Raw genomic sequence first — 26,187 nt, 5'->3', positions numbered from 1 at the left:
CGGGCGCATGAGACGATCCCTAGTTCTGACCGATGAAACCGCAGGCCACCCATTTCTGGCATCGCTTCCCCCGCATATCCGCGAGGAAGCGATACCTGTTCAGGCACGGCCAAAGCTGCGGGTCACACGCGAAGATATTCGCGGCTTTGCCTTGGCCTATGTCGCCTGTTTCGTCGCTGTAACTGTCTTTATCATGTGATCTGTGCGGCTGCCGTCTCGGCGCGGAACAGGCGGTAGCCGAGCCACGACGATACCAGGCACATCACGGCGCTGAGCAGGATCTGTTCGGTGATTGCAACACCCGCTGCGGTCAGCGCCATCGATATCAATGCCCCGGCCACCATTGCCCCGGAATTGATGATATTATTTGCCGCAATGGTGCGGGCGGCCTGTTCGGGCCGCGCCCTGGTGGTCAGAAATGCGTAAAGCGGAACCACAAACATGCCCCCGGCAACCGCAATCCCCAGCAAAGTCAGCAGCAATACGGTGGCCATCGGCCATGCCAGAAACTCGCCCACCGACAGCAATTGCGCCGGTTGATCTGCCTCCCACATTTTCGTGACAAGATAGAACGCCACCACGAACAGACCCATCACGATCACCGACATTGGCGAATAACGCGCTGAGACTGTGCCTTTCAGCATGGTGTTGACCGCGACAGACCCTGCCGCCACGCCGACCGAGAACACGACCAGAAACAGGCTCGCGACTTCCTTGCTGGCCATGATCGTATTTTTAGCCAGCGGGGGGAACTGGATGAACAGCACCGCGCCAATCGTCCAGAAAAAACTGATGGCCAGAATGGCATAGAATATTTCGCGATTGCCGGTGGTTTCACGAATCAAATTCACCGAGGCGCGGAAGATATTCCAGTCGATTTTCTCAAGCGCCCCCTGCCGCGGGGCGTCAGGTATCTGGCGGCTGACCATATAGCCAATAATCGCCGTGACAATGATGCCGCCCGCTGCCCATTCCACATCGATCCAGCCGGCCAGAATCGTACCTGTCAAAATCGCGACATAGGTACCGGCCTCGACCAGTCCGGTGCCCGCCAGAACTTCCTCTTTACGCAGATGCTGCGGCAAGATGGCATATTTGATCGGCCCCAGAAATGTCGACTGAACCCCGGTCAGAAACAGCGCAAACAGCAGCAATAGGATGGGCACGGTGGTATCGATGGCGGTAAAGCCGAGCGGAATGGTCACCGGCATCATATAGCCTTGCCAGGCCAATAGCAGGCCCGCGCTGCCGATGATCATCAGAACAATCTCGCACGCTTTCACCTTACGGACGATGGCCGCCTTGTCGTGCATATCAGCCAGCTGGCCCGCCAGAGCGGACAGGATGAAGAAAGGCAGGATAAACAGGCCGGAGGCAACCGCGCTGAACAGGCCTTCCGCCTCTTCTGAATCGTAAATGCTATAGACCACGAACAGCACCATCGCGGTTTTGTACAGATTGTCATTAAAGGCATTAAACAGCTGGGTTATGAACAGCGGCAGGAAACGCCTGCGGCGCAACAGAAGCGTCGTTGTGGTCATAATGCGCAGTTTCCCCTTGCGATCTGTGCGCGTGTAGAGGTTTGGCCGTATTGGACAAGCAGAAAACCGGTAAAGAGGGGAGAGTGGGCTCACAAACGCTTTTGCACGGCGGGCGGTTCGGCTAAGGCGCTGCGGTAATGATGACGCTTCCCAACATACTCACCCTGTCGCGGATCGTTGCGGTACCTCTGCTGGCAGCGTTGCTGTGGTGGCCAAACTGGTCGCTTGGTTACTGGATGGCATTGGTATTATACGGGTTAATGGCCATTACCGATTATTTCGATGGCTATCTCGCCCGGTCGAGCGGGGCGGTGTCGAAACTGGGCATCTTTCTTGATCCGATTGCGGACAAGATCATGGTCGCTTCGGTTATCCTGGTGCTGACCGCGCAAGGGTATTTGCGCGGACCCTATGTTGGCGATTTGCACGTGATTGCCGGGCTCATCATCCTGATCCGCGAAATTGCCGTGTCTGGCCTCAGGGAATTTCTCGCCGGAGCGCAGGTGTCTGTGCCCGTGACCCAATTGGCCAAATGGAAAACGACATTGCAATTGGTGGCGCTGGGCGCATTGATCGGCGGCGGCGCGGTGCATGGGCCGCCGCCGGTTCTGTTGGAGAATGCCGTCCGGCCGCTGTCCGATCAGTGGATCCATCTGGTTGGTCTGGCAAGCCTGTGGGGCGCTGCCATATTGACCGTGATAACCGGTTGGGATTACCTCCGCGTAGGCCTAAAGCATATGGACTGACGCATATTTATTTGCGGGCGCGGCTGGTGCGTGCCCAGCGGATGCGTTCCTAGCCTACACCGATATGAGACAGTAGCTCGATATAGGGATCATCCGCAATCAGCGGTATTCCGAAGCGGTCACGCGGATCGTGTTGATCGAAATCTTCCTGCCCGCCCGAAAAACCGAAATATTCAACCACACGCTGGTGCAGAATGGTTTCAAATTTCACACCGGCATTGCGTCCGACTTTCCAGACTATTTTTCCCGGAACCGCGCCCATATCTTTCAGCACAACGTCAATCGCATCGCCTTTGGCTGCATCAGGGTTGGAAATTTCAATCATGCAGCCGCCGCTGGAAAGGTTGTACAGCATGACATAATCACGCGCGCCATTTAAAACGCATTCGATTTCCTGATCGACGATAAATCGGTTGTATGAACGCATTGCAGCCTCCTAGCTGTCAGCAATGTTTGCCTTGGTGATGGTAATCAATCATATATTTACCAATAAATTATGAATGGCGACGCCGCTAATATCTGGCAGCGGATACGCCTCAGCCGATCCGAAATTCCTCTGCCAGCAGCCGGAAATCATCCGCGCGGGGCGAATTCCTGCGCCAGACCAGCGCAATATCGCGGTTGGCATTCGCAGCTTTCAAAGGGCGCGCGACAATGTCCGTTCCGGTCAGGATACCGGCATCGATGGCCATTTCAGGCAATATGGTCACGCCCAGCCTGTTATCCACCATCTGCACCAGAGTGTGCAGGCTGGTGCCGATCATCGTGGCGCCAGTGCCCAGTTCCGGCCGGTTGCAAGCGGCCAATGCGTGTTCTTTCAAACAGTGCCCATCCTCCAGCAGGAGCAGCTGCCCTTCATCCAGCATTGCGGGGGTGATGATCTGTGGCGGATCGCGCGGTTCACCCTGCGGGAACGCAACGAATAATCTGTCGTCTGCGATATGTTCATAATCGACGTCGCCGGTTGTGAAAGGCAGCGCCAGCAGCACGCAATCCGCGCGCCCGTGATGCAGTGATTCGATCGCGTCGGCGCTGGTTTCCTCGCGCAGAAACAATTTAAGGGCAGGGCGCTCTTGCCGCAATCTGGGCAGAATGCGCGGCAGCAGAAACGGTGCAATAGTGGGGATCACGCTCATACGCAGTTCGCCCGATAACGGTTTGCCCGCTGCCTGAACCAGTTCGCTTAATTCTTCCGCCTCGCGCAGCAGCCGGTGCGCTTTGGCGACGACCGAATTGCCCAGCGGGGTGAAGCGCACGACGCGGCGGCTGCGTTCGACCAGAGTGATACCCAGCAGCGTTTCAAGCTCGCGAATGCCGGCGGACAGAGTGGATTGCGAGACAAAGCTGGCCTCCGCCGCACGGCCGAAATGGCCATGTTCATGCAGCGCAACCAGATATTGCAGCTGTTTGATAGTGGGGAGGTAGGTACTCACTCGGCTGCTTCGCCCACCTCATCATTATCTGCGCCGCTATTGGCTTTTGCCCCTTCCGCATCGCTGCTCTCCACGTTGAGCATATCGGCCCGCATATCGGCCCGCATATCCGCCCGCATGGCATCGGCGCTGCTCATGATCAGCTTGCCGTTCTTGACCGTAAAGCCGGTCTTCCCTTCGACCAAGGCCAGCGCATCCTTGCCAAACACGTCATAGCGCCAGCCTTTCAGGATCGGGACATCGCGCATGCCAGCGGCCAAAGCCTCCAGCTCGTCCGACCTGGTCAGCAGGCGGCTCGCCACATCAATCTCACGCGCGCGGATTTTCAGCAGCAGCTTGAGCAGATCGGCCACCAATGCGCCTTCCTTGCCGAGCGGCGCGCCGCGCTTTTTCTTGTCGGGCATTTCACCGGGAGGAAGCGGTTTGGCATTTTCGATAACGCCCATCATCCGCTTGCCGATATCATTCTCTCGCCAGGCGTTGGACAGTCCGCGCACTTTGGCAAGGTCAGCCTGGCTCTTGGGCGGATGGCTGGCCACATCGGACAGAGTTTCATCGCGCATGATGCGGCCGCGCGGAATATCTTTATGCTGCGCCTCGCTTTCGCGCCAGGCAGCCAGTGCTTTCAGGCGGCCGAGAACGTGCGGATTGCGCCCGACAGAGCGGATACGCCGCCACGCATGTTCCGGCGTGTTGCGGTAATTCTCCGGATCGGCGAGCTTCTCCATCTCGGCATTGAGCCATGCCCCGCGCCCCGTCTTGATCAGCTTTTTCAGCATCATCGGGAAAATTTGCGCCAGATGGGTGACATCGCCAATGGCATATTCGATCTGCCGCTCGGTCAGCGGGCGACGGGCCCAATCGGTGAAGCGTGCCCCCTTGTCGACCGTAATGCCGAGCCAGCTTTCGCAGAGGTTGGCGTAACCGATCTGCTCGCTCTGGCTGATTGCCATCATCGCAATCTGGGTGTCAAAAATCGGTTGCGGGGTCTTGCCGGTGAGATTGTAGATAATCTCCACATCCTGCCCGCCGGCGTGAAATATTTTGAGGATATCCTCGTTGTCGCACATCAGATCGAGCAGACTGGTCAGGTCGATCCCGCTCGCCATCGGATCAATCGCAGCCGCCTCCTGTTCATTGCCAATTTGGATCAGGCACAATTCCGGCCAATAGGTGTTCTCGCGCATGAACTCGGTATCGATGCAGACGAACTCCGATTGTGCGAGGCGGGCGACCAGATCATCGAGTGCGCCGGTGGTGGTAATCAGATCATGTATTTTCATGCGGACCATTCTATAGTCGGGCGGAGTACCGCCGCTCGGGACCCGCATTGGCGCTCTGTCATCTTGACAAACCCAAGCGGTTCCCCTGTTAGCGCGCCCATAGACCAGAGCGCAGGAGTAGTTGGTGCGCATAGCGCCATAGCCGCCAAATTGGAAAGATATTAGATGCACGCCTATCGTACCCACACTTGCGCCGCCCTGACCCGGGCGAATGTTGGCGAAACCGTTCGGCTATCCGGCTGGGTTCACCGTAAGCGCGATCATGGCGGGGTCCTGTTTGCCGATTTGCGCGATCATTACGGCCTGACCCAGATTGTCGCGGATGAGGATTCGCCTGCCTTGCCGGTTCTGGACGGTCTGCGTGTTGAAAGCGTTGTAACCATCGATGGCGAAGTGAAAGCCCGCGCCGAAGGGACCACTAACGCCAACCTGCCAACCGGCGATATTGAAGTGTTTGCGCGGTCGATCACCATTCAGTCAAGGGCCGACGAATTGCCGCTCCCGGTCGCGGGGGAGCAGGAATATCCCGAAGAAATCCGCTTGAAATACCGCTTCGTCGATTTGCGGCGGGACCGGGTCCATAAAAATATTATGCTGCGCAGCCAAGTGATCACATCGCTTCGTTCCCGCATGACGGCCCAAGGTTTTACCGAGTTCCAGACGCCCATCCTGGGCGCTTCCAGCCCGGAAGGCGCGCGCGATTATCTGGTACCGAGCCGGTTGCATCCCGGCAGCTTCTATGCGCTGCCGCAAGCCCCGCAGATGTTCAAGCAATTGTTGATGGTGGCCGGGTTTGACCGCTATTTCCAGATCGCGCCCTGTTTCCGTGATGAAGATCTGCGGTCTGACCGTAGCCCGGAATTCTATCAGCTCGATCTGGAAATGAGTTTTGTCACGCAGGAAGATGTGTTTCAGGCGCTGGAGCCGGTACTTGCCGGCGTGTTTGAGGAATTTTCGGGCGGCAAGACCGTAACGCCGGCAGGCGAATTTCCGCGTATTGCGTATAAGGACGCGATGCTGAAATATGGCAGCGACAAGCCCGATTTGCGCAATCCGCTGCTGATCTCGGATGTTACCAGCCATTTTACCACATCGGGTTTCGGCTTGTTTGAGAAGATTGTCAGCGGGGGCGGGGTGGTCCGGGTCATTCCGGCACCCAACACCCACGAGAAAAGCCGCAAATTCTTTGACGATATGAACAACTGGGCGCGCGGCGAAGGGTTTGCAGGGCTGGGCTATGTCACGCGCAAAGGCGGCGAATTTGGCGGACCAATTGCGAAAAACCACGGCGCGGAGAGAATGGCGCAGCTTTATGAGGAGCTGGGCCTTGGCGATGATGACGGATTGTTTTTCGCCGCCGGTAAGGAGAAAGAAGCCGCCAAATTGGCAGGCGCGGCGCGCACCCGGTGTGCAGAAGAGCTTGGCCTGATCGAGCAGGGCTGCTTCAAATTCTGCTGGATCGTCGATTTCCCGATGTTCGAATATGACGAGGAAACCAAGAAAGTCGATTTCAGCCACAACCCGTTCTCCATGCCGCAGGGCGAGATGGAGGCGCTCGAGACGCAGGACCCGCTCGATATTCTGGCGTGGCAATATGACATTGTCTGTAACGGCTATGAGCTGTCGAGCGGCGCGATCCGGAATCACAAGCCGGAGATCATGTATAAGGCGTTTGAAGTCGCCGGGTATGATAATGCCACCGTTGACAAGGAATTTGGCGGGATGATCGAAGCGTTCAAGCTGGGCGCGCCGCCGCATGGCGGTTCTGCGCCGGGGATCGACCGGATCGTGATGCTGCTGGCGGATGAACCGAACATCCGTGAAGTCATTGCTTTCCCGCTTAACCAGAAAGCGCAGGATTTGATGATGGGCGCGCCGGGCGGTGTGTCCAGCCAGCAATTGCGCGATGTCCATGTCCGGGTGGTGGAGCCGCCCAAACCCGCCGGATAGCTCATATACGCGCCGGATCTCCCCGGTACTGCCGGTCAGGCCCTACACCGCCAAGGGTGCCGGTATCGGCTTCGTAACCGCCATTCCATCGGTTGGAACAGGCGCATTGCTGAAGAATGTCCGGTGTATGGCAATCATGCCAAGGGCCACGATCGTACCGGCGATAATGTCTGCCGCATAATGGCTGCCAAACACTGGGGTGGATGCAATCATGAGCAGGTTGATGGCCAGCATCGGGCCAAACAGCCACCACGTCCCGCGAGAACAATAGATGGCGATAACCCCCATCGCGGTATGGAATGATGGAAACGTCACGAGGCCCGGCAATTGCTGCAAATGCAGCACATGGCCAGGGTCCGTGCGCAGCGCGGTGAGCGATTGCATATGATAGGATCCGGTATCATGCGTTGCCCACAGGAACAACGATTCGTCAGGCGCATAATAGAGCATCGCAGCCTCTGCCGGAAATAACGCGCCCACACCCATGCAGAACAGTGCAGTCCACAAAAACAGCCGGATAAATTCTCCGCATCTTTCGCGCGCATTGCTGCGCAGGGCAAGTAGCAGGAACAGCAATGCGGCATAATGGTCAAGCCGGGTATAGGCCTGGTCCATCGCATAGCGTAGCCAGTAATTCTGATCGACCCACAAAGAATATGCCAGCCAGTCAAACCCGATGGCGTGGTCCAATGCGGATATCCAGGGGTCAGCAAAAGGCATGCTGTTGGCCATGCTGATATGGTTGAGAAGGCGCAGCACCGGCCAAGCCGCCAGCATGACGCCCGCACCTGCCAGAACCGCGCTAAGCCGTTCAAGATGGCGCAGCAAATATGCCAGCCATGCAGCACAGACAGACAGGATACCGACCTGGAACAGTTGAAACAGCGTTCCATCTGCAAGGCGAATGGGTGAAACTGCTATCCAGAGGCTGACAAGCCACGCGGCCGCCAGCACGGTCGCCCAGTTCCATCCGTTCCAGTACCGGTTTGGCCAGTACCGATTTGGCCAGTACCGATTTGGCCAGTACCGGTTTGGCCAGTACCGGTTTGGCCAGTACCGGTTTGGCCGACCCGCGCCAGTCATAGCCGCACGCGCCACGCCCTCCTGCAAGCCGGCCACCATTTCCGCCCTTGGCCGCGCCCGTAGGGCAGGAGATGCAATATGTTTCATCCTGCAGCGGCTAGGCACGCATGGTTAAATTTGATTTAAGGCCGCTGTTAAATCGGGCCAGCGGCACGTGTTTATGGCTTGCGCTGCGCGAATATCCGCCTACCTTTTACATTATGCACAATCTGCGTGTGGTCCATTGCGGCGGGGCCAAGTATGGGCGCCAAGTACAGGCGCCAAGTATGGGGGGCAAGTACGGGGGCCATATCACAGCATCCCCCTTGCCACAGCGCCCGCCGTTCATTAGGGCGAAAGAATAGTTTTTAACCCCTAATCTCTGAGAGGGAAAATATGTCCGATACTGCTGACCGCGTTTCCAAAATTGTTGTTGAGCACCTTGGCGTAGAAGCCGATAAAGTGAATCAGGAAGCCAGCTTCATTGACGATCTGGGCGCTGACAGCCTCGATATCGTCGAGCTGGTGATGGCTTTTGAAGAAGAATTCGGCGTCGAGATTCCGGATGATGCGGCGGAGAAAATCACCACTGTCGGTGATGCCACGAAATTCATCGAAGAGCATAATAAAGGCTAATCGCCTATTCCCGCCGCGCTTACCCGACAGCCAGTGCTCGGCATCGACATGCCGGGATGCTTGTGACAGGCCGCAGGGGGGAAACTGACAGGCTCGGCCCAAAGGCCGGGCCTGTTCTGTTTTGGCCGAGCATAATGGTCAGGCCGCAGATCTGCGGCCTTGCTCGCTATATTGGAGAAGATAATGCGCCGTGTCGTCGTAACTGGTCTGGGTCTTGTCACGCCGTTGGGCGGAGATGTCGAAACAAGCTGGGCCAACCTTCTGGCCAGCAAAAGCGGTGCCGGGCCGATTACCCATTTTGACACAGAGGGGCAGAAATGCACCATCGCGTGTGAGGTCAAACCCAAAGACCACGCATACGGCTTTGACCCGGACAAGCGTGTCGATCACAAGGTCCAGCGCCAGGTGGACCCGTTCATCATTTACGGTATTGATGCCGCCGGCCAGGCGTTGGAAGACGCCGGACTGGAGGATATGGACGATGCGCTGAAAATGCGAACCGGCTGTTCGATCGGCTCCGGTATTGGGGGACTTCCGGGGATTGAGCGCGAATCCATCGTGCTGAAGGAACGCGGTCCGGGCCGCGTCAGCCCGCATTTCGTCCACGGACGCCTGATCAATCTCATCTCAGGCCAGGTTTCGATCAAATACGGGTTGATGGGGCCAAACCATGCGGTCGTGACGGCCTGCTCCACTGGCGCGCACTCAATCGGCGATGCTGCACGGATGATCCGCGACGATGATGCCGACATCATGCTCGCGGGCGGTGCGGAAAGCACTGTCAACCCGCTCGGCGTGGCCGGATTTGCGCAGGCACGCGCGCTCAATACCAGCATGAATGACCGCCCGGCGGAGGCAAGCCGCCCCTATGACCGGGACCGCGATGGCTTCGTGATGGGCGAGGGGGCCGGGGTGCTGGTGCTGGAAGAATATGACCATGCCCGGGCGCGCGGCGCGAAAATCTATGCCGAAGTCGTGGGATACGGCCTATCTGGCGATGCCTATCACGTCACTGCGCCCCATCCCGAGGGCAAAGGCGCAGAACTTGCCATGACTATGGCGCTGCGCAAAGCCGGGCTGTCAGCGGGCGATATTGATTATGTCAACGCGCACGGAACATCGACGATGGCCGACACGATCGAGCTGGCCGCAGTGAAACGCGTGCTGGGGCACGATCTGGGCGGGGCATCGATGAGCTCGACAAAATCCGCCATTGGTCACTTGCTGGGCGGTGCGGGTGCGGTTGAGGCAATTTTCTGTATTCTGGCCATCCGCGATCAGATTGTGCCGCCGACGCTCAATCTCGACAATCCTGACGAGGGGACTGAAGGCGTTGACCTGGTGCCGCATATCGCAAAAAAGCGTGCCGTGAATGCGGTGCTCAATAACAGTTTCGGTTTTGGCGGCACGAATGCCAGCCTGGTGATGAAAAAGGTCGATTGATCCGATGAAGCGGGTGGGTATTATTCTGGGCGGGGCGGCGCTGATAGGTCTTCTCGCCATCACGCTGTTTTTCTCAAGCTGGTGGCGGGCCGCCAATGTGGCGCAAGACACGGTATTTATGGTCAGCCAGGGCGATACTCTGACCGCGGTCGCCAATCGCCTGGAGGAACGCGGCGTCATAGGCGATGCGGACCGGTTCTTGCTGGCAGCCAAGATATTTGGCGCCTCCGATCCGGTGCAGGCGGGCGAATTCAATCTGCCCGTCGGGGTGTCTCCATCGCAAATCCTGGGTATTATGCAATCGGGCAATGTCGTTAGGCAGTTCATCACCATCCCGGAGGGCATGCCCTCCATCATGGTGTATGAGCGGCTGATGGCCGAACCGCTGCTGGACGGGGAGATCCCGATCCCGGTTGAGGGGTCTGTCCTGCCCGACACCTACGATTTTGAGCGCGGCGAAGACAGGATGAAGGTCCTCGCGCGGATGCAAGTTGCGATGCGCACCTATCTGGCTGAAGCGTGGCCCAAGCGCACGGCAGATATTGCTGTCAAATCGGTGGAGGAAGCGGTTGTGCTGGCCTCCATCGTGGAAAAAGAAACAGGGATCGCATCGGAACGGCGCAAAGTAGCGGGCCTCTATTCAAACCGGGTGAAGGCCGGCATGTTGCTGCAAGCCGACCCGACAATAATCTATCCGATTACCAAGGGAAAACCGCTGGGGCGCCGCATCCGGCAATCTGAAATTGCCGCTGTGAATGATTACAATACCTATACCATGACCGGGTTGCCGAAAGGGCCGATTACCAATCCAGGGCGCGCAGCCATTGCGGCTGTACTTGATCCGGAGGAAACGAGCGCGCTGTATATGGTGGCAGATGGCAAGGGCGGTCACATATTCGGCGACACTCTGGCGGAACACAACGCCAATGTCGAACAATGGTTCGCTTTGCGGCGCGAACGCGGCGAGATGTGAGGCAGCATCATTTCTGACACCGTGAATGCTGACGCTCCATTTATTATCACTGCGCAATTGCCGCCTGATCTGGGGCGCTGGGCAACGCGGCTTCGCACCGCGCATTTTCCGCCAGAGCGTAATTTTCTCGATGCGCATGTTACGTTGTTTCACTCGCTGCCGCCGTCCTGTGCGGGCGAGATAAAGACGGCTCTGGCTTCGCTCACAGCGGAATATGCGCCGGTCAATGCCTGTCTTGAGGGCGTAATGCCTTTGGGGAAGGGAACTGCATTGCGGATTGCCAGCCCAGCCATGCTGGATGTGTGGCGCGATCTGGCTGACCGGTTTTTCGGCCTCTTGACCCCGCAAGACGAACATGCCCCGCAGCTTCATGTGACCGTGCAGAACAAGGTCAGTATCGAGGAGGCGAAAGCTCTGCAGACACAGCTGTCATTATCGATCGAGCCGCGCGCGTTCCGCTTTGCCGGGCTGTCGCTGTATATCTATCGCGGCGGCCCGTGGGAACTGGTGCGCATATACCCGTTTCGCGGTAAGCATGGCTGATCAGCTGTTGCGCTGCTAAAGTGTTGACGGGCGCGCCAGCCAGCCCTAAACGCGCCGCCTGCACCGGATATTTGCCCGGCATGGCCCGATCGGGGCGGAGTAGCTCAGCTGGTTAGAGCAGCGGAATCATAATCCGCGTGTCGGGGGTTCGAGTCCCTCCTCCGCTACCACCATCAACCGCGCCTGATCCTATCGGGCGATCAGCCTTTGCAGGTGAGGGCGATATCGCAAGAATATACGGTAGGCGCGCTCCAACAGCCAGAGAACAGCGGGTATCTGCGCCAGTTTTCCCAGCGGGCGAAGCATGGGAACCGCGCGCCACATGGCCGCAAATGCCGCCGCGCCGGACAGGATTTCGCCATTTTCCTTGGCATGGAAGCGGGCCAGCAGCTGCGCGCGGTCGATCGGACAATTTTCTACGGAATTTTCAGATATATCAACGAATTCTATAGCATTATGCCTGTCAATTCGGCGCATGAAAGCGATCTCTTTCAGGCATAGGGGGCATGCGCCATCATACCAAACGGTGACTGTGTGTTGCATTGTGTGAATATGGGGAGGGACGAGCAAAATTCCAGCAGGCCGGGGGGCTCTTCCGCGTGCCCCATTTGCGGCCAGCGGCAGTCGCGCAATTGCGGAGGGTGACGTGGCCGCCGCAATCGCCTAGTGCCTGTTCATGCAGTTTGAGATTATCTTCGCAATCGGGTGGGCGCTTATCCTGGCGGGCGGCGGCGGATTGCTGACAACCATAGATGACTGGTATCATGATCTGAAGAAGCCCAGCTGGCAACCGCCGAACTGGTTGTTCGGGCCTGCCTGGACAATCATTCTGGGCCTGGCTGCGTGGGCTTTCGTGCTTGCCTGGCGCGGCACGGCGACAGATGCGGACCGTGTGCTGTTGCTGGCACTCTACAGCGCAAATTTTGTATTTCATTTCCTCTGGTCGCCGTTATTTTTCAAGTTGCAGCGGCCCGACTGGGCATTGATCGAGGTGCCTTTTCTATGGGGTTCGGTGCTCGCGCTTTTCTTGCTGCTCGGCCAGTGGTCAGCGCCTGCAATGTGGATGATAACCCCCTATCTCGCATGGGTGAGCTTCGCGGCGGTGCTGAACTGGAAGATAGTCCGGCTGAACCGGCCGTTTGGTAAAGTCTAAACGAATGTGAGACGCGCCGATTGGCGGCGGTATTGCAGCGCAGCGGCTGTCCCCAAAGCACCTGTGACCCGGGCGCGCGGGCAGGCCGCAGATGTGGCGTGGGCTTGTGATTGTGCACGCAAACTGGCACTGTTAGGGAATGGATTTTCAACGCGTATTACCGCTTAGCGGGGTGCATAATTTCCGCGATTATGGCGGCTACCGGGTTACTGGCGGCGGGCAAGTGAAAACCGGCATTCTGTTCCGGTCCGGCGAACACGGCCGAGCGAGCGATGCCGATCTGGCTGTGATCGGTGCGCTGGATGTGCGCCATGTCATTGATCTGCGCGGGAATAGCGAACGCCGCGCCAATCCGTGCCGCCGCAGCGAGGGTTTTTCAGCCGAAGTCCATTTTTTCGATGGTGAAACAGCCGGCCTTGCCCCGCATGTGGAGGCGGCCAGGGACGCCATTGATACCGCGGCTGCCCATGCAGCGATGGAGCGGCTTTATTCTCAATTACCGGCGCGCGACAATTTGATCTGGATATTTCGGCGCTATTTCAGAGCTTTGGCTGAGGGCAGCGGCGCCAGCGTGATCCATTGCCTTGCCGGAAAGGATCGCACCGGAATGGCCGTCGACATGCTGCATCACATTCTGGGCGTCCATCCTGATGATGCGATGGAGGATTATTTGCTGACCAATACGGCCGGGGATCTGGACGCACGGGTGGCCGCCGGGGCCCGCGCGGTGCGCGCAAAATACGGCGATATTGATGACGCAACAATCCGGGTCTTGATGGGGGTTGATGCGCGCTATCTACACGCCTCGCGCAAAGCTGTGGAGACAGAGCACGGGTCCATTGATGCGTTCCTGAAAGATGTGCTGCATGTCGATGATGCTATGCGCGAATCGCTTCGGTTGCATCTCATCGAAGCGTAACCAAGTTCACCCATATAACAAAGACAGTGCCGATCAGTTATACCGGCATGCAATTGGACATTCCTATGGCGACCCATCACACCAAAATGCTCATCATCGGTTCCGGACCGGCGGGATATTCCGCTGCGATTTACGGTGCGCGCGCGATGCTGGAACCGATTGTGGTGCAGGGCCTGCAACCCGGCGGCCAGTTGACCATCACCACCGATGTGGAAAACTATCCTGGCTACCGCGATGTGGTGCAGGGCCCGTGGCTGATGGAGGAAATGCAGGCACAGGCCGAGCATGTCGGAACGCGGATGATGTGGGATACGATCGTTGAGGTCGATATCGCGAAGGGATCGCCGTTCCGCGCGATTGGCGATAGCGGCGATGAATATATTGGCGATACGCTGGTGATCGCGACCGGGGCGCAGGCCAAATGGCTGGGCGTGCCGGGGGAACAGGAACTGGGCGGCAAGGGCGTTTCCGCCTGCGCGACCTGCGACGGGTTTTTCTATCGCGGCAAGAAAGTGGTGGTAATCGGCGGCGGCAATACTGCGGTTGAGGAGGCGTTATATCTGACCAACCATTCCGATGATGTGACGCTGATCCACCGGCGCGATGAATTGCGGGCGGAGAAAATTCTGCAGGAACGGCTCTTCGCATCCGACAAGACCAACACTTTATGGAACAAGACCGTGTCCGCCTTTGTCGCTGGTGATAATGGCGCGCTTAGCCATCTGGAATTAACCGATACAGTGACTGGCGAAAGGTCCACGCTGGATGCTGACGGCGCATTTGTCGCGATTGGCCATGCTCCGGCAACGGAACTGTTCAAAGGCAAATTGCCAATGGATGATGGCGGCTATCTGCTGGTTCAACCGGGCACCCCGATGACGGAGATTCCGGGTGTATTTGCATGCGGCGACGTGATGGACCATACCTATCGTCAGGCGGTCACGGCTGCGGGCACAGGCTGCATGGCTGCGCTTGATGCCGAGCGGTTCCTGGCGACGCTCGATTTTGCGAAGAACGAGGCCGAAGCCGCTGAATGATAGATGGACAGGCGCGGCCCTGGTGGCTGCTGACCGCTGACCGCGCCATACCCATTACATGTGAATATCAAACACCGTCACGGCGGCGTGGAATATGAGCGCAATCAGCACCAGGCTCGACAGGGCGAACAATATGAAACGGACCATAACCTTATTGGCGGTCGCTTGCACCAGAGAGTGAGCGATCCGCAGGCCGACATAGATCCATGCCAGCAAAGCATTCATGCCATCACCCTGGCCAATGCTCGCCAATATAATCGTAACCGCATAAAATACCGTAGGTTGCTCGTGCAAGTGATTGTAATTATGGGCTTTTGATTGCACGCTGGAGGGCAAGGCCTGGTCCAGTTTTCCGGTCACCGCAGCCTCGTCGGGGGCAATTCCGGCTTTTGACATGGCCGGAATACGCGTGACGTACATCCATGCCCACATCACCATAGTCCACGCCATCAGGATGATGACAGGTTTGAAAATTGCAGCGTCCAGCATCAAAATACTCCAGGATCAGCGAACAGGGTGGCCATTACAGCGCGGACAGCAAGCACGCCCAGAGCAACCGCGCTTAGCAGAAATAATGCAAAGCGCACGGGGATGGTATTGACCAGAATTTGCCACAGCGAATGGATGATCCGCACGGCGACATATATCCACGCAAACAGCACATCGACCGGGCCTGCGCCCATCATCGCCAAGATCACAATTACCGCATAAAAGGTGGTTGGCTGCTCCATCAGATGCGCAAAATTATGCGCCGGCCAATTGGCCTTGTCGGGCAGCAGGCCTTCCAGATCCTGACCGCGAACGCCGTGCTTCTTGGGCAGGGCAGATTTGTCCATCCTGCCAATTGCCCCAAACCGGCGCGGTATTATCCATACCATGACCACCAGCGTCCAAAGTACCAACACCGCAGCGGGTGCCAGAATTTGAGCCTGCATTAGAGTGTCTCCCTGTGATTGGCGGGCTGAATGGGCAAAGGGTTGCCAATTGTCAAACGCGGCCGTTTTTAAGCTGTTATTGTCGCGGCATAGCTGTCCGCGTCGGTATTGCCGCCGGTCAGCATGATCACGCTATCGCCATCCAGCGCGGCTTTACCGGCCAAGGCAGCAGCCAGCGCGGCGGCGCCGCCGGGTTCCAGCACCAGCTGCAAGCGGGAGAAAGCGAACCGCTGCGCCTCGCGGACCTCCTCGTCAGTTACAGTGACGCCGGGCTGCGACCGGCCCTGCAATACGGCCAGATTGATTGGCGCGGTGGCGGGCGGCTGCAACGCATCGCAAATGGTTTTGGGCGCATCATCACCTGCGCAGATAATTGCGCCGTGTTTTAACGCCCGCCCGACCATGTCCCAGCCGACCGGCTCGACCGGAACGATCTGCGCATCGGGGCAAGCAAGCGACAGGCCTGCGGCCAATCCGCCGCCGCCGCAGCAGGTGATAATACGCGTAGGCTGGCGGCCCAGTTGGGCTGTTATTTCCACGCCTGCGCTGCCTTGCCCTTCTATCACCCAGGGGTCGGCGAAGGCATGGACGAGCACCGAGCCGGTTGCGGCGAGTATGTCTGCGGCGACTGCATCGCGGTTTTCGCCGGGACGATCATAGAGAACGACGCTGGCCCCCAGCGCCCTGGTCGCGGCCAGTTTTACCGCCGGCGCATCCCGCGGCATCACTATCGTCGCGGCAATCCCCAGCTTTTGCGCTGCCCAGGCGACTCCTTGCGCGTGATTGCCGCTGCTGACGGCGACGACACCCCGCGCACGTTCCTGTGCTGTCAGATCGCTCAGCCGGTGCCACCCGCCACGTATTTTGAAAGCGCCAATGGGCTGCAGGTTCTCTGCCTTGACCCAGCAGGATGTTGTGCCAATTTGCACCGGCAGTAACGGCGTTTCTGGCAGAATCGCCGCGATCTTGCCAGCGGCTCTGCGGACACCATTCAGCGTTGGCATGCGGTCGATTTTCATGCAAAATCCTGTAGGGAAATGAAACATTCTTGTAGGGAAGGGACACATGGGACACAGTACAAAGGCAGAAAACTAATCGGCCCAAATCCCTTTGGCCGAGCGTGCTCTGCACGGCCAATTTTCGGGCGGGGCACCGGGGCCAATAAAGATCGCGGGTGTATCATCATGCCGCTGTGCCAGCTTTGTCGGCGGTAGGAAATGGACCACCGCCGGATGGATCGTTTTACGCCGCCGAAGCATTGCCTTACACAGCCCCCGTAAACAGCACCGTAAACAGAACCGCAAGATTCGCATTTGAAAGGTTTTTCCATGTCCACCGTACTCGTTATCGGCGCAGGCGGCGTCAGTTCCGTATGTGTCCACAAGATGGCGTTCAATGCGCAGATATTCTCCAGCATTCACCTGGCCAGCCGTACCAAGAGCAAATGCGATGCGATTGCCGCCTCGGTCAAAGAGCGCAGCGGACAGGATGTTACCACCTATGAGATTGATGCGGAAGAAGTGCCCGCGATGGTCAATCTGATCCGCAAGGTTCAGCCCAGCCTGGTCGTCAACCTTGCGCTGCCTTATCAGGATCTGCCGATCATGGATGCGTGCCTCGAAGCGGGCGTCGCCTATCTCGATACGGCAAATTACGAACCGAAAGACGAAGCCAAGTTCGAATATCACTGGCAATGGGCCTATCATGACCGGTTCAGAAAAGCGGGCATTATGGCGCTGCTCGGTTCAGGTTTCGATCCCGGCGTGACCAGCGTGTTCACCATGTGGCTGCGGAAACACAAGCTGAAAACTATCCGCACGCTCGATATTCTTGACTGCAATGGCGGCGATCACGGGCAGGCTTTCGCGACCAATTTCAATCCCGAAATCAATATTCGCGAAGTGACCGCGCCCGCCCGTCATTGGGAGAACGGCCAGTTTGTCGAAACCCCTGCGCTGAGCAAAAAGGTTGAATTTGACTTCGAAGCGGTTGGCCCCAAGACGATGTATATGATGTATCACGAGGAGCTGGAAAGCCTTTCCAAATTCATCCCGGAGCTGGAGCGGGGCCGCTTCTGGATGACCTTTGGCGATGAATATATCAAGCATCTGACCGTGCTGCAGAATGTCGGCATGACCGGGATTGATCCGATCAAATATCAGGGCAAGGACATTATCCCGCTGCAATTCCTCGCGGCGGTATTGCCCAAGCCGGAAACGCTGGGCGAAACCACCACCGGCAACACCAATATCGGCGTAATCGCCACCGGAGAGGCACTAGATGGCTCGGGCGAGAAGACGTTCTACATCAACAATATTTGTTCGCATGAGGCCGCGTATAAAGAAACCGGCAACCAAGGCGTCAGCTATACCACCGGCGTGCCCGCGATGATTGGCAGCGCCCTGATGCTGCAGGGAACATGGGCCGGAGACGGCGTGTTCAATATGGAGCAGTTCGATCCCGATCCGTTCATGGAAATGCTGGGTGACCACGGCCTGCCGTGGAACGTGGTGGAGATGGACGGACCGGTCGGGTTTTAAGTATTCTTTCGCACAGAGGCGCGAAATCAATTGGACTTGCTAAAAATGGAAACCAAAGCTGGCGATCCGGGGGCATTTGCGCGGTTCGATCTGAACCGTGTCGATAGCCCGGCTTTCGTGGTGGATGCCGCGAAACTGCGCGCGAACTTGCAGATACTCGCCGAAATCCGCGATGCGGCGGATATCAAGATGCTCGGCGCGCTCAAGGCGTTTTCGATGTGGTCGGTCGCGCCGATCATGGGCGATTATCTGGACGGTGTATGCTCCTCCGGCCTGTGGGAATCGCGGCTGGCGGGCGAGTTTTATGACGGGGAAATCTCCACCTATTGCGCGGCTTACAAGCCCGATGAGCTCGAAGAAGTCTGCCGCCTGTCCGATCATGTGATCTTCAACACACCCTCCCAGATGGAGCGTGCTGCGTTGATCATGGAGCAAGCACGCGCCACGGGCGGCGCGTTCGATGTGGGTCTGCGGATCAACCCGATGCATGCCGAGGGGGAAGTTGAAAAATATGATCCCTCCGCGCCGTTCTCGCGCCTTGGCTTCCCGATTGACCAGCTTGAGGACGAACATATCGAGCCGCTCGACGGTATCCACTTTCACAATCTGTGCGAGCAGGGTTTTGCGCCGCTGCGCAATACATGGGATGCGGTGCGCGAGCATCTCGAACCCTATTTCGGGCATTTCAAATGGATCAATCTGGGCGGCGGACACCATATTACTCGCGCCGATTATGACCGTGATGCGCTGGTGGAATTCCTGATCGAAGTGAAGGAAGAAACCGGCGCAGAGATATATATGGAACCGGGCGAGGCAATTGCGCTCGATGCGGGCATCCTGGCCGGTACCATTCTGGATAGCCACTGGAACGCAATGCCGCTGGCCATCACCGATATTTCCGCCACCTGCCATATGCCCGATGTGATCGAGGCACCGTACCGCCCGGCCATGCTGGGTGAGGCAGAGGATGGCACGGGCGATCCGGTGCGGCTGGGCGGGCCGTCATGCCTTGCAGGCGATGTGATCGGTGATTATCAATTGCCCGTGCCATGCGAGGCAGGGCAGCGGATCGCGTTCCTCGATCAGGCGCATTATTCGATGGTCAAAACCAATACGTTTAATGGCGTACAATTGCCGTCTATCTGGCTGTGGGATAGCGGGCTGGACCAGCTGGAGCAGATCAAGAGCTTCGGTTACGAGGATTTTCGCGGCCGTTTGAGCTGAGCGGATCGCGCTATCGCCGATCGGGCGCGATTATGCGTCGTTCTGCAGGAAGAGCCCGGAACTCTCCGGGCGTTCGGCGATTATAGCCGGTACAGCCTGTCACTGGCGCGGCTGGCATGCACATTTCGCTTGCAGTTTCGCCCGCCGATTATATACGCACCGGTTACTGCCAAACGCTCCTGATCTCAGGGGGACCAATCGCCAGGCAGCCTTGGCCGTTTATTACCTTCAGGGGGTCCCTTGAGTTGCACATCTATCCCGATGCCACTGCTGTAATCCGCGACTTATCGCCGGATGAACCGGTTATCCTCAACCGCCCGCACGCCGCCGCGCGCGCTGCCCGCTTCTTTGCCGAAAAGTTTCCCGGCAAATCACTTTATGCGGTGAAGGCCAATCCGTCTCCTGAATTGCTGCGCATCCTGTTCGATAATGGCATCACCCATTTTGATGTGGCATCCATTGCCGAAGTACGTTTGGCGCGCAAAGCTGTGCCAGAGGCGGTGCTGTGCTTCATGCATCCGGTCAAAACCGCCCGCGCGATAAGCGAAGCCTATCACGATCACGGCGTTAGAACATTCACACTTGATACGGTGGACGAGCTGGAGAAGATTGTCAGCGCATGCCGCGATGCTGACGGTAATGCTGCGGCCGATCTACGTCTGCTGGTGCGGCTGCGCGTGTCGAGCGAATATGCCGAATTGTCGCTCGCGTCCAAATTCGGCATTGACCTTGCCGATGCGGGCGAACTGCTGCAAATCACGCGCCAGCATTGCGATTGGCTGGGCGTCTGTTTCCATGTCGGCAGCCAGGCAATGACGCCGTTTGCCTATGTCCAGGCGCTGGAACGGGTACGCGCGGCAATTGCCGATGCCAGCGTGGTGATTGATATGGTCGATGTCGGCGGGGGCTTCCCCAGCGTCTATCCCGATATGGAACCGCCCCCGCTGGAAGATTATTTCAGCGTCATCCATCGCCATTTTTACGAGCTGCCGATTGCCTATAATGCGGAGCTGTGGTGCGAACCGGGCAGGGCACTGGCGGCGGAATATTCATCGCTGATCGTGCGCGTGGAAAAGCGGCGCGGGGATGAGCTTTATATCAATGACGGAGCCTATGGCGCGCTGTATGATGCAGCCCATGTCGGCTGGCGTTTTCCGGTCGAGGCACTCGAAGACGATCTGCGCGACCCGCTGGAAGAGTTTAGCTTCTTTGGCCCGACCTGCGATGATGCGGATTTTATGAAAGGCCCGTTCTGGCTCCCCGGCGATATCAAGGCCGATGATTATATCGAAGTCGGCATGCTGGGCGCCTATGGCTCGGCAATGAAAACCGGCTTCAACGGGTTTGGCGATGCCGAGCAAGTGAATGTGGCCGATGAACCAATGGCGAGCCTGTACCGCGGCGACCGTATCGATCCCCGAGCGAATGGGCGTGAGAGTGATAATGTGGTGAGTTTGCGGTGATCAGGTTGAACGGCGCAAAGCCGAGAATTTCAGCTACTTAGTCGCTGCACCGACCGTATGATGGTCAGCAAGTATTAGCGGCAGGTTTGTAGGAAGCATACGCGAAACCATTACGCTCAGCGACAATCCGGATGCTTGGGTCAAGGCGCAGACTTTGATGCGTGAATTGCGGCTAAGCCGAAAGGCCCAGGCCGATTTGTCGGATATTGCGCATTATACAATTGCTGCACTTGGTAGCATCCGATTGCGCAAATATCGCAATCAGTTTCAGCCATGTTTCAGTTATTTTGGTCGACAATTCAATGCTGGGCCGCAATGCCGGAGACATTGCACCCAACTTACAGCAGAATAGGCAGCCAACCCGCATACTCTTCTATGTCGCCAATGAGAGCGATATTTCCAATATGAGAGTTCTTCATCACAGCGTGCATTTTGGGCGACATGTGGGAATTAACCCTCAATCAAACCCGACAAACCGAGCTGCTTCATCAACCTCGCGCCGGGTGATTTTCACCGGATTGGCGGGGAAATCTTCATCCGGCCAGCCCATGGCTACGGCTTTCATGATGACCTGATCGTCAGGGATATTTGCATGTTCGCGCACCACGGGGCTTTGCATGATGCCTTGCGAATTGATTACGCAGCCGAGGCCTCTGCTCCATGCCGCATTGACCAGCGCGGTCGTGACAGCGCCGCAGTCGAAAGCGGTATCGTCGCTGCCCGATAGTTCCTTGTCATAGGTCACAATAATGCAGACGGGCGCGTCAAACTGGCGGAAGCCGCGCAGCACCCAGTCCTGCCGTTTTTCCTTGTCATCGCGCGCGATACCCATCGCCTCGAACAGCTGAATAGCGCAGCCAACCTGCCGCTGCCGGTGGACCCCGGCGAAGGGTTCGCCCATGCGAAATTCGCGGCTGTCGGGCTTTCCGGCCAGAATATTTTCGGTGTTGCCCGTACGGATTTTGTCGAGCGGCTCGCCGGTAATGACATGAAAATGGTACGGCTGCGTATTCATCGAGGAAGGCGAGCGCATGGCGAGCCGCAGCACATCTTCGATCACGTCACGCGGGACCGGCTTGTCGAGGTACCCGCGGATGGAACGGCGGCCGAGGACGACCTCGTCATAATTCATATCGGTCATAGATACTTTCAGTAAGCGCCTTTTATACAGCGCAAATTATATAGCGGCGATTATGCGGCGGCCTGCAATTCAAGATCGAGCCGGTCCCAAATTTCCACCAGAGCGCCAACCAGTTCGTCGATCATGTCCTGCGTATGCGCAGGTCCAGGAGTGAAGCGGAGCCGCTCCGTGCCGCGCGGGACGGTGGGAAAATTGATCGGCTGCACATAGACACCGTACTCAGCGAGCAGGATGTCGCTGATCTTTTTTGCGCGAACAGGGTCGCCGACCATCAGCGGCACGATGTGCGTTTCACTGCGCATGACCGGCAGCCCCGCATCGGCCATTTTCGCCTTGAGCGACGCGGCATTGGCGTGCTGCGCATCACGTTCCGCACTGGAATGTTTGAGATGCTTCACCGATGCCAGAACCCCCGCCACCAATGCCGGGCTGAGCGATGTGGTGAAGATAAAGCCTGGCGCATAGGACCGGATGCAATCGACGATCTTCTGATCGGCCGCGATATAGCCGCCCATTACCCCGAATGCCTTACCCAAGGTGCCTTCGATGATGTCGATCCGGTCAGCGGCTTCATCGCGTTCGGAAATGCCGCCGCCATGTTCCCCGTACATGCCCACGGCGTGGACTTCATCGATATAGGTCAGCGCGTTATATTTCTCTGCCAGATCGCAAATTGCATGGATTGGCGCGACATCTCCATCCATCGAATAGACGCTTTCAAATGCGATTAATTTGGGCGTGTCCAGTTCTTCTTCCGCCAGCAATTCTTCCAGATGGTCCAGATCATTATGGCGGAAAACCCGTTTCGGGCAGCCCGAATTACGGATCCCCGCAATCATGCTGGCATGGTTGAGTTCATCGGAAAATATAACACAGCCAGGCAGCAGCTTGGCCATAGTCGAGAGCGTCGCATCATTGGAGACATACCCGCTGGTGAACAACAGCGCGCTTTCCTTGCCATGCAGCTGCGCCAGTTCATGTTCCAGCTCGACATGGTAATGCGTGTTGCCGCCAATATTGCGGGTGCCGCCCGATCCGGCGCCAACATCATGCAGCGCATCCTCCATCGCGGAAATTACCTTCGGGTGCTGGCCCATTGTCAGATAATCGTTGGAACACCACACGGTAATCGGTTTGGGGCCGTTATGGCCGTGGAAACAGCGCGCATTGGGAAACTGCCCCTTATTGCGCAGGATGTCGATAAAGACGCGGTAACGCCCTTCGGTATGGAGACGGTCAATCGCTTGGTCAAAAACCTGATTGTAATTCATTGCCTGCCCTGCGTCTTGCGCCGGATCCGGACCGGCCGCTATCGCCTGACGATCTAATCGCAGAATCGGTTCAATGCCACCCCGATCTTTGCGAATGGTTCGCGATTAAAACTGGTCAAACTGATCGATTCCATACGTGGCAAGATGCGGCAATAGCTGGCCGAAACTGTCTGCATCTCCGGTTGTGACGGCGCGTATCCGGGGTGCGGGCGGAAAGGCGTTGTCCCCGCACAACACCGCAATCCGGCGGGCAATGCCGGCAGCACCATCGATCAGCTGGACATCGGGGCCGAAGGCGGCGGACAGTTCCTTTGCCAGTAACGGAAAATGGGTACAGGCCAGCACTACCGTATCAATCCTGTCGCCGCCGGGCTGACCGCGCAAGCCATCGACCGCGCTGCGAATGGCCGCAGGATCCACTGGCTGGCCGCGCATCTTTGCTTCTGCTGGCCCAACCAGTTCGGGTGCGCCGTGCCGCAGCAGCACTTTGCCCACGGCAAATTGCGCCTCCAACCGGTCAACATAGGATTGGCGGATGGTCGCCTGCGTACCGAGCAATCCGATCGTGCCGGTTCTGGTCAGCGCAGCGGCGGGCTTGATCGCGGGGACCGTTCCGACGATGGGAATTTCGAGCACCTCGCGGACCATATCCAGCGCGATTGTAGAGGCTGTGTTGCACGCGATACAGACCAGACGCGGGCGGTAGCGTTCGCTCATCCGCCCGAGCAGGCCGGCGACCCGCGCGGCAATTTCCGCCTCGGATTTGGAGCCATAGGGCAGTCCTGCCTGATCGGAGGCAAACAGGATCGGCGCAGCGGGCAAGGCTTTGCGCGTTTCGGCAAGCACGGTCAGTCCGCCCACACCGGAATCGAAAATCAGAATAGGCGCATCAACGGCGGTTATCTCAGTCATGCGCGCGGGTTTCCTTCGGTTTTGCAGTGCCTCCTTATTTTTCCGGTGACCGATTGCAAGTATTTGCCTTAGAGTGCTCTACAGCAGGAGACTTTGCAGGCATGGATTCCACCATCATAATTTCGGCGTTGCTGGCGTTTATATTGGGCTCGGTTCCATTCGGGCTGCTATTGACCCGGGCGGCGGGGCTGGGCGATGTGCGCGATATCGGATCAGGCAGTATCGGGGCCACCAATGTTTTGCGCACCGGCAATAAGGGGCTGGCAGGCGCGACTGTATTGCTCGATGCGGCCAAGGGCGCGGTGCCGGTTTTCATCGCCGCACATATCTGGCCAGGGACAGCGGGTGTTGCTGCGGTCGCGGCGGTGGCGGCGGTGGCGGGGCATTGCTTCACCCCGTGGCTGAAATTCCGGGGCGGCAAGGGGTTTGCCACCGCCGCCGGAGTGTTATTGGCTTTGGCCTGGCCGGTGCTGCTCGTCTGCGCCGCAATATGGGCGGTGACGCTGGCAGTCAGCCGTATCTCTTCGGTATCGTCGATGGTCACTGTTGTGGCGGCGCCCGTCGCGGCGTGGGGCATGAGCTACCCGCAGATCATCATGCCGCTCATTGCGGTTGCCGCCATTGTGTTGGTCCAGCACCGCGCCAATATTGGCCGGTTGTTACGCGGGGAGGAACCCGCAATCGGCAGTAAAACACAATGACGGGCGGAGCAGAGACTGCATCGGCTCTGTCTCAGGAGGAAGCCTATGCCCGGATCCGCCTGCTCCGTTCTCCCAATATCGGGCCGGTGACCTATACCCAGTTACTCGCCCGGTTTGGAAGTGCGGTGGAGGCGCTGGACGCTTTGCCTGAATTGGGGCGGAAAGGCGGGCGGACCTATGCTCCAGCCAAACCCGCTCAGATCGACCGCGAAGTGGCCGCAACGAGGCAAGCGGGCGCGAAATATGTGTTTCACGATTCGCCAGACTATCCGGCGTTGCTGCGCACTTATGATAGCGCGCCGCCGATCCTGACATATCGCGGCGATCTGGCGGTTGCGGCCAGGCCCTGCGTGGCGATGGTCGGTGCGCGCAACGCCTCTGCCGTCGCCGTAAAGCTGTCGCGCGATTTTGCTGCGGGGCTGTCCTCTGCCGGATTTGCGGTTGTTTCGGGACTGGCACGCGGAATTGATGGGGCGGCGCATCGCGGCGCGCTACCCGCGACGATTGGCGTGATCGCCAGCGGGATCGAGATTTCCTATCCGCCGCAGCATGCAGAGCTGCAGGAACAGATCGCGCAAGAAGGCTTGCTGCTGGCCGAACAGCCCCCCGGCACAGAGCCGCGCGGCAGCCACTTCCCCAGCCGCAACCGGATTATTGCGGGCATCGCATCGGGAACTCTGGTGGTGGAAGCCGCGCCGAAATCCGGCTCGCTGATTACCGCGCGGCTTGCCGGCGAGGCAGGGCGCGAAGTGATGGCGATCCCTGGCAGTCCGCTTGATGCAAGATCGCAAGGGTGCAACCATCTGATCCGTGAGGGCGCGGTGCTGGTGCAATCGGTGGAGGATGTGGTGGAGTTGCTGTCGGGTTTTGACGGCGTGCCTCTATCATCCTTTCGCGAGGCGGCAGCGCATTATGACGCGCCCCTTTGCGCCGATGGCGACGAACTGGCCGATGCCGAGCCCGCCAATATCGCCGGTCTGCTCACCACCGCGCCGATTGCGGTGGATGAACTGATCCGCCAATCGGGCACAAGCGCGGCCTCTGTGCAATTGGCGCTGCTGGAAATGGAGATTGCGGGCCAGATTACGCGCCATGCGGCGGGAAAAGTGAGTTTGGCGTGATGGCCGTGAGGTGAAAATCACGCCGGTATGATCGCGCCTTTGTGAGGGGCAGGTTTGACTAAACCATGCCGCACTGTAGTGGAGGCACAATTTTGCCGCAGCAGGGCGGGCTTTGAGACCCACTTGACGACCATTACACTATGGCCCCACCCTGACGCGC

General features: G+C 58.2%; 27 protein-coding genes and 1 tRNA gene. 16 read left to right on the top strand and 12 right to left on the bottom strand.

Annotation, left to right across the window (positions count from 1 at the left end; translation table 11 throughout):
- Positions 1-7: 7 nt before the first annotated feature.
- Complete coding sequence (locus WA922_RS01845) at positions 8-199, top strand: hypothetical protein (RefSeq protein WP_424769973.1); 192 nt, start codon at positions 8-10, stop codon at positions 197-199.
- On the opposite strand, the gene WA922_RS01840 is transcribed toward WA922_RS01845, so the two are convergent.
- Complete coding sequence (locus WA922_RS01840) at positions 192-1,541, bottom strand: MFS transporter (RefSeq protein ID WP_424769972.1); 1,350 nt, start codon at positions 1,539-1,541, stop codon at positions 192-194. The two genes, WA922_RS01845 and WA922_RS01840, sit on opposite strands and share 8 nt — an antisense overlap.
- 137 nt (positions 1,542-1,678) lie before the next feature.
- Between WA922_RS01840 and pgsA the strand changes: the two genes are divergently transcribed.
- The gene (gene pgsA, locus WA922_RS01835; protein ID WP_424769971.1) at positions 1,679-2,287 is read left to right on the top strand and encodes a CDP-diacylglycerol--glycerol-3-phosphate 3-phosphatidyltransferase; all 609 of its coding nucleotides are present in this window, start codon (positions 1,679-1,681) and stop codon (positions 2,285-2,287) included.
- A gap of 49 nt (positions 2,288-2,336) precedes the next feature.
- Here pgsA and WA922_RS01830 read toward each other — a convergent pair whose 3' ends face one another.
- The 3 genes from WA922_RS01830 to rnd form a co-directional block, all read right to left on the bottom strand.
- A complete protein-coding gene (locus WA922_RS01830; RefSeq protein ID WP_424769970.1) occupies positions 2,337-2,714 on the bottom strand; it encodes a PilZ domain-containing protein in 378 nt (125 codons plus the stop codon).
- Positions 2,715-2,823: 109 nt separating this feature from the next.
- Positions 2,824-3,720, bottom strand: a complete 897-nt coding sequence (locus tag WA922_RS01825) for a hydrogen peroxide-inducible genes activator (protein ID WP_424769969.1) — start codon at positions 3,718-3,720, stop codon at positions 2,824-2,826.
- Positions 3,717-5,003, bottom strand: a complete 1,287-nt coding sequence (rnd, locus tag WA922_RS01820; RefSeq protein WP_424769968.1) for a ribonuclease D — start codon at positions 5,001-5,003, stop codon at positions 3,717-3,719. The genes WA922_RS01825 and rnd overlap by 4 nt, the downstream gene beginning before the upstream one ends.
- Before the next feature lie 165 nt (positions 5,004-5,168).
- On the opposite strand from rnd, the gene aspS reads away from it, so the two are divergent.
- The gene (gene aspS / locus WA922_RS01815; protein WP_424769967.1) at positions 5,169-6,953 is read left to right on the top strand and encodes an aspartate--tRNA ligase; all 1,785 of its coding nucleotides are present in this window, start codon (positions 5,169-5,171) and stop codon (positions 6,951-6,953) included.
- 42 nt (positions 6,954-6,995) lie between these two features.
- Here the strand turns inward: aspS and WA922_RS01810 are convergent, their stop codons facing one another.
- Positions 6,996-8,123, bottom strand: coding sequence for a phosphatase PAP2 family protein (locus WA922_RS01810; RefSeq protein WP_424769966.1), 1,128 nt, complete (start codon positions 8,121-8,123; stop codon positions 6,996-6,998).
- A 288-nt stretch (positions 8,124-8,411) separates the two neighbouring features.
- Between WA922_RS01810 and WA922_RS01805 the strand changes: the two genes are divergently transcribed.
- The 5 genes from WA922_RS01805 to WA922_RS01785 all read left to right on the top strand — a co-directional run bounded on the left by WA922_RS01805 (position 8,412) and on the right by WA922_RS01785 (position 11,780).
- Positions 8,412-8,651: an acyl carrier protein gene (locus tag WA922_RS01805; protein WP_170010300.1), complete on the top strand. Its 240-nt coding sequence runs from the start codon at positions 8,412-8,414 to the stop codon at positions 8,649-8,651.
- 183 nt (positions 8,652-8,834) lie between these two features.
- Positions 8,835-10,094: a beta-ketoacyl-ACP synthase II gene (gene fabF, locus WA922_RS01800; protein ID WP_424769965.1), complete on the top strand. Its 1,260-nt coding sequence runs from the start codon at positions 8,835-8,837 to the stop codon at positions 10,092-10,094.
- Positions 10,095-10,098: 4 nt separating this feature from the next.
- Complete coding sequence (mltG, locus tag WA922_RS01795) at positions 10,099-11,067, top strand: endolytic transglycosylase MltG (RefSeq protein WP_424769964.1); 969 nt, start codon at positions 10,099-10,101, stop codon at positions 11,065-11,067.
- Between the two features lie 21 nt (positions 11,068-11,088).
- Positions 11,089-11,610 carry a 2'-5' RNA ligase family protein gene (locus tag WA922_RS01790; RefSeq protein ID WP_424769963.1) on the top strand — a complete coding sequence of 174 codons (522 nt, stop codon included), beginning with the start codon at positions 11,089-11,091 and terminating at the stop codon, positions 11,608-11,610.
- 93 nt (positions 11,611-11,703) lie between these two features.
- Positions 11,704-11,780, top strand: a tRNA-Met gene (locus tag WA922_RS01785).
- Between the two features lie 19 nt (positions 11,781-11,799).
- Here WA922_RS01785 and WA922_RS01780 read toward each other — a convergent pair.
- A complete protein-coding gene (locus tag WA922_RS01780; protein ID WP_424769962.1) occupies positions 11,800-12,153 on the bottom strand; it encodes a thiol-disulfide oxidoreductase DCC family protein in 354 nt (117 codons plus the stop codon).
- Between the two features lie 133 nt (positions 12,154-12,286).
- On the opposite strand from WA922_RS01780, the gene WA922_RS01775 reads away from it, so the two are divergent.
- From WA922_RS01775 to trxB, 3 genes are all read left to right on the top strand, one after another.
- Positions 12,287-12,763: a TspO/MBR family protein gene (locus tag WA922_RS01775; RefSeq protein ID WP_424769961.1), complete on the top strand. Its 477-nt coding sequence runs from the start codon at positions 12,287-12,289 to the stop codon at positions 12,761-12,763.
- A 139-nt stretch (positions 12,764-12,902) separates the two neighbouring features.
- Complete coding sequence (locus WA922_RS01770; protein WP_424769960.1) at positions 12,903-13,682, top strand: tyrosine-protein phosphatase; 780 nt, start codon at positions 12,903-12,905, stop codon at positions 13,680-13,682.
- A 65-nt stretch (positions 13,683-13,747) separates the two neighbouring features.
- Positions 13,748-14,719, top strand: a complete 972-nt coding sequence (gene trxB, locus WA922_RS01765; protein ID WP_424769959.1) for a thioredoxin-disulfide reductase — start codon at positions 13,748-13,750, stop codon at positions 14,717-14,719.
- Positions 14,720-14,773: 54 nt separating this feature from the next.
- Here trxB and WA922_RS01760 read toward each other — a convergent pair whose 3' ends face one another.
- The 3 genes from WA922_RS01760 to WA922_RS01750 all read right to left on the bottom strand — a co-directional run bounded on the left by WA922_RS01760 (position 14,774) and on the right by WA922_RS01750 (position 16,673).
- On the bottom strand, positions 14,774-15,208 hold the full coding sequence (locus WA922_RS01760; protein ID WP_424769958.1) for an MAPEG family protein: 435 nt from the start codon (positions 15,206-15,208) through the stop codon (positions 14,774-14,776).
- Entirely contained in the window at positions 15,208-15,654 is a 447-nt protein-coding gene (locus WA922_RS01755; RefSeq protein WP_424769957.1) for an MAPEG family protein, read from the bottom strand. Before WA922_RS01755 ends, WA922_RS01760 begins: the two co-directional genes overlap by 1 nt.
- A gap of 68 nt (positions 15,655-15,722) precedes the next feature.
- A complete protein-coding gene (locus tag WA922_RS01750) occupies positions 15,723-16,673 on the bottom strand; it encodes a threonine ammonia-lyase (RefSeq protein WP_424769956.1) in 951 nt (316 codons plus the stop codon).
- Positions 16,674-16,982: 309 nt separating this feature from the next.
- Between WA922_RS01750 and WA922_RS01745 the strand changes: the two genes are divergently transcribed.
- The 3 genes from WA922_RS01745 (at position 16,983) to WA922_RS01735 (ending at position 20,881) form a co-directional block, all read left to right on the top strand.
- Complete coding sequence (locus WA922_RS01745; protein ID WP_424769955.1) at positions 16,983-18,194, top strand: saccharopine dehydrogenase family protein; 1,212 nt, start codon at positions 16,983-16,985, stop codon at positions 18,192-18,194.
- A 45-nt stretch (positions 18,195-18,239) separates the two neighbouring features.
- The gene (locus WA922_RS01740) at positions 18,240-19,418 is read left to right on the top strand and encodes a carboxynorspermidine decarboxylase (protein ID WP_424769954.1); all 1,179 of its coding nucleotides are present in this window, start codon (positions 18,240-18,242) and stop codon (positions 19,416-19,418) included.
- A 245-nt stretch (positions 19,419-19,663) separates the two neighbouring features.
- The gene (locus WA922_RS01735; RefSeq protein WP_424769953.1) at positions 19,664-20,881 is read left to right on the top strand and encodes a type III PLP-dependent enzyme; all 1,218 of its coding nucleotides are present in this window, start codon (positions 19,664-19,666) and stop codon (positions 20,879-20,881) included.
- Between the two features lie 457 nt (positions 20,882-21,338).
- Here the strand turns inward: WA922_RS01735 and WA922_RS01730 are convergent, their stop codons facing one another.
- The 3 genes from WA922_RS01730 to murI form a co-directional block, all read right to left on the bottom strand.
- On the bottom strand, positions 21,339-22,013 hold the full coding sequence (locus WA922_RS01730; protein WP_424770017.1) for a nitroreductase: 675 nt from the start codon (positions 22,011-22,013) through the stop codon (positions 21,339-21,341).
- Between the two features lie 59 nt (positions 22,014-22,072).
- A complete protein-coding gene (gene hemA, locus WA922_RS01725; RefSeq protein WP_424769952.1) occupies positions 22,073-23,293 on the bottom strand; it encodes a 5-aminolevulinate synthase in 1,221 nt (406 codons plus the stop codon).
- Between the two features lie 105 nt (positions 23,294-23,398).
- The gene (gene murI, locus WA922_RS01720) at positions 23,399-24,205 is read right to left on the bottom strand and encodes a glutamate racemase (RefSeq protein WP_424769951.1); all 807 of its coding nucleotides are present in this window, start codon (positions 24,203-24,205) and stop codon (positions 23,399-23,401) included.
- A gap of 101 nt (positions 24,206-24,306) precedes the next feature.
- Here murI and plsY point away from each other — a divergent pair, with 101 nt between their 5' ends.
- Positions 24,307-24,906, top strand: a complete 600-nt coding sequence (gene plsY / locus WA922_RS01715; RefSeq protein ID WP_424769950.1) for a glycerol-3-phosphate 1-O-acyltransferase PlsY — start codon at positions 24,307-24,309, stop codon at positions 24,904-24,906.
- Positions 24,903-26,027 (top strand): DNA-processing protein DprA, encoded by a 1,125-nt coding sequence (dprA, locus tag WA922_RS01710; protein WP_424769949.1) that lies wholly within the window; start codon positions 24,903-24,905, stop codon positions 26,025-26,027. Before plsY ends, dprA begins: the two co-directional genes overlap by 4 nt.
- The last annotated feature ends 160 nt before the right edge of the window (positions 26,028-26,187 follow it).

The organism is Pontixanthobacter sp. (genome assembly GCF_049682855.1).
Lineage (GTDB): Bacteria > Pseudomonadota > Alphaproteobacteria > Sphingomonadales > Sphingomonadaceae > Pontixanthobacter.
The sequence above is the reverse complement of the archived record's forward strand: the minus strand, read 5'-3'. Positions and strand labels throughout refer to the sequence as shown.

Excerpts from the sequence above, each read along its gene's own strand:
- WA922_RS01810 (WP_424769966.1), bottom strand. The coding sequence starts at position 8,123 with ATGAAACATATTGCATCTCCTGCCCTACGGGCGCGGCCAAGGGCGGAA.
- WA922_RS01740 (WP_424769954.1), top strand. The coding sequence starts at position 18,240 with ATGGAAACCAAAGCTGGCGATCCGGGGGCATTTGCGCGGTTCGATCTG.
- WA922_RS01750 (WP_424769956.1), bottom strand. The coding sequence starts at position 16,673 with ATGAAAATCGACCGCATGCCAACGCTGAATGGTGTCCGCAGAGCCGCT.
- trxB (WP_424769959.1), top strand. The coding sequence starts at position 13,748 with ATGGCGACCCATCACACCAAAATGCTCATCATCGGTTCCGGACCGGCG.
- fabF (WP_424769965.1), top strand. The coding sequence starts at position 8,835 with ATGCGCCGTGTCGTCGTAACTGGTCTGGGTCTTGTCACGCCGTTGGGC.
- WA922_RS01770 (WP_424769960.1), top strand. The coding sequence starts at position 12,903 with ATGGATTTTCAACGCGTATTACCGCTTAGCGGGGTGCATAATTTCCGC.
- plsY (WP_424769950.1), top strand. The coding sequence starts at position 24,307 with ATGGATTCCACCATCATAATTTCGGCGTTGCTGGCGTTTATATTGGGC.
- hemA (WP_424769952.1), bottom strand. The coding sequence starts at position 23,293 with ATGAATTACAATCAGGTTTTTGACCAAGCGATTGACCGTCTCCATACC.
- pgsA (WP_424769971.1), top strand. The coding sequence starts at position 1,679 with ATGATGACGCTTCCCAACATACTCACCCTGTCGCGGATCGTTGCGGTA.
- WA922_RS01840 (WP_424769972.1), bottom strand. The coding sequence starts at position 1,541 with ATGACCACAACGACGCTTCTGTTGCGCCGCAGGCGTTTCCTGCCGCTG.
- WA922_RS01755 (WP_424769957.1), bottom strand. The coding sequence starts at position 15,654 with ATGCAGGCTCAAATTCTGGCACCCGCTGCGGTGTTGGTACTTTGGACG.
- WA922_RS01830 (WP_424769970.1), bottom strand. The coding sequence starts at position 2,714 with ATGCGTTCATACAACCGATTTATCGTCGATCAGGAAATCGAATGCGTT.
- murI (WP_424769951.1), bottom strand. The coding sequence starts at position 24,205 with ATGACTGAGATAACCGCCGTTGATGCGCCTATTCTGATTTTCGATTCC.
- WA922_RS01845 (WP_424769973.1), top strand. The coding sequence starts at position 8 with ATGAGACGATCCCTAGTTCTGACCGATGAAACCGCAGGCCACCCATTT.
- dprA (WP_424769949.1), top strand. The coding sequence starts at position 24,903 with ATGACGGGCGGAGCAGAGACTGCATCGGCTCTGTCTCAGGAGGAAGCC.
- WA922_RS01730 (WP_424770017.1), bottom strand. The coding sequence starts at position 22,013 with ATGAATTATGACGAGGTCGTCCTCGGCCGCCGTTCCATCCGCGGGTAC.
- aspS (WP_424769967.1), top strand. The coding sequence starts at position 5,169 with ATGCACGCCTATCGTACCCACACTTGCGCCGCCCTGACCCGGGCGAAT.
- WA922_RS01805 (WP_170010300.1), top strand. The coding sequence starts at position 8,412 with ATGTCCGATACTGCTGACCGCGTTTCCAAAATTGTTGTTGAGCACCTT.
- WA922_RS01745 (WP_424769955.1), top strand. The coding sequence starts at position 16,983 with ATGTCCACCGTACTCGTTATCGGCGCAGGCGGCGTCAGTTCCGTATGT.
- WA922_RS01780 (WP_424769962.1), bottom strand. The coding sequence starts at position 12,153 with ATGCAACACACAGTCACCGTTTGGTATGATGGCGCATGCCCCCTATGC.
- mltG (WP_424769964.1), top strand. The coding sequence starts at position 10,099 with ATGAAGCGGGTGGGTATTATTCTGGGCGGGGCGGCGCTGATAGGTCTT.
- WA922_RS01760 (WP_424769958.1), bottom strand. The coding sequence starts at position 15,208 with ATGCTGGACGCTGCAATTTTCAAACCTGTCATCATCCTGATGGCGTGG.
- WA922_RS01775 (WP_424769961.1), top strand. The coding sequence starts at position 12,287 with ATGCAGTTTGAGATTATCTTCGCAATCGGGTGGGCGCTTATCCTGGCG.
- rnd (WP_424769968.1), bottom strand. The coding sequence starts at position 5,003 with ATGAAAATACATGATCTGATTACCACCACCGGCGCACTCGATGATCTG.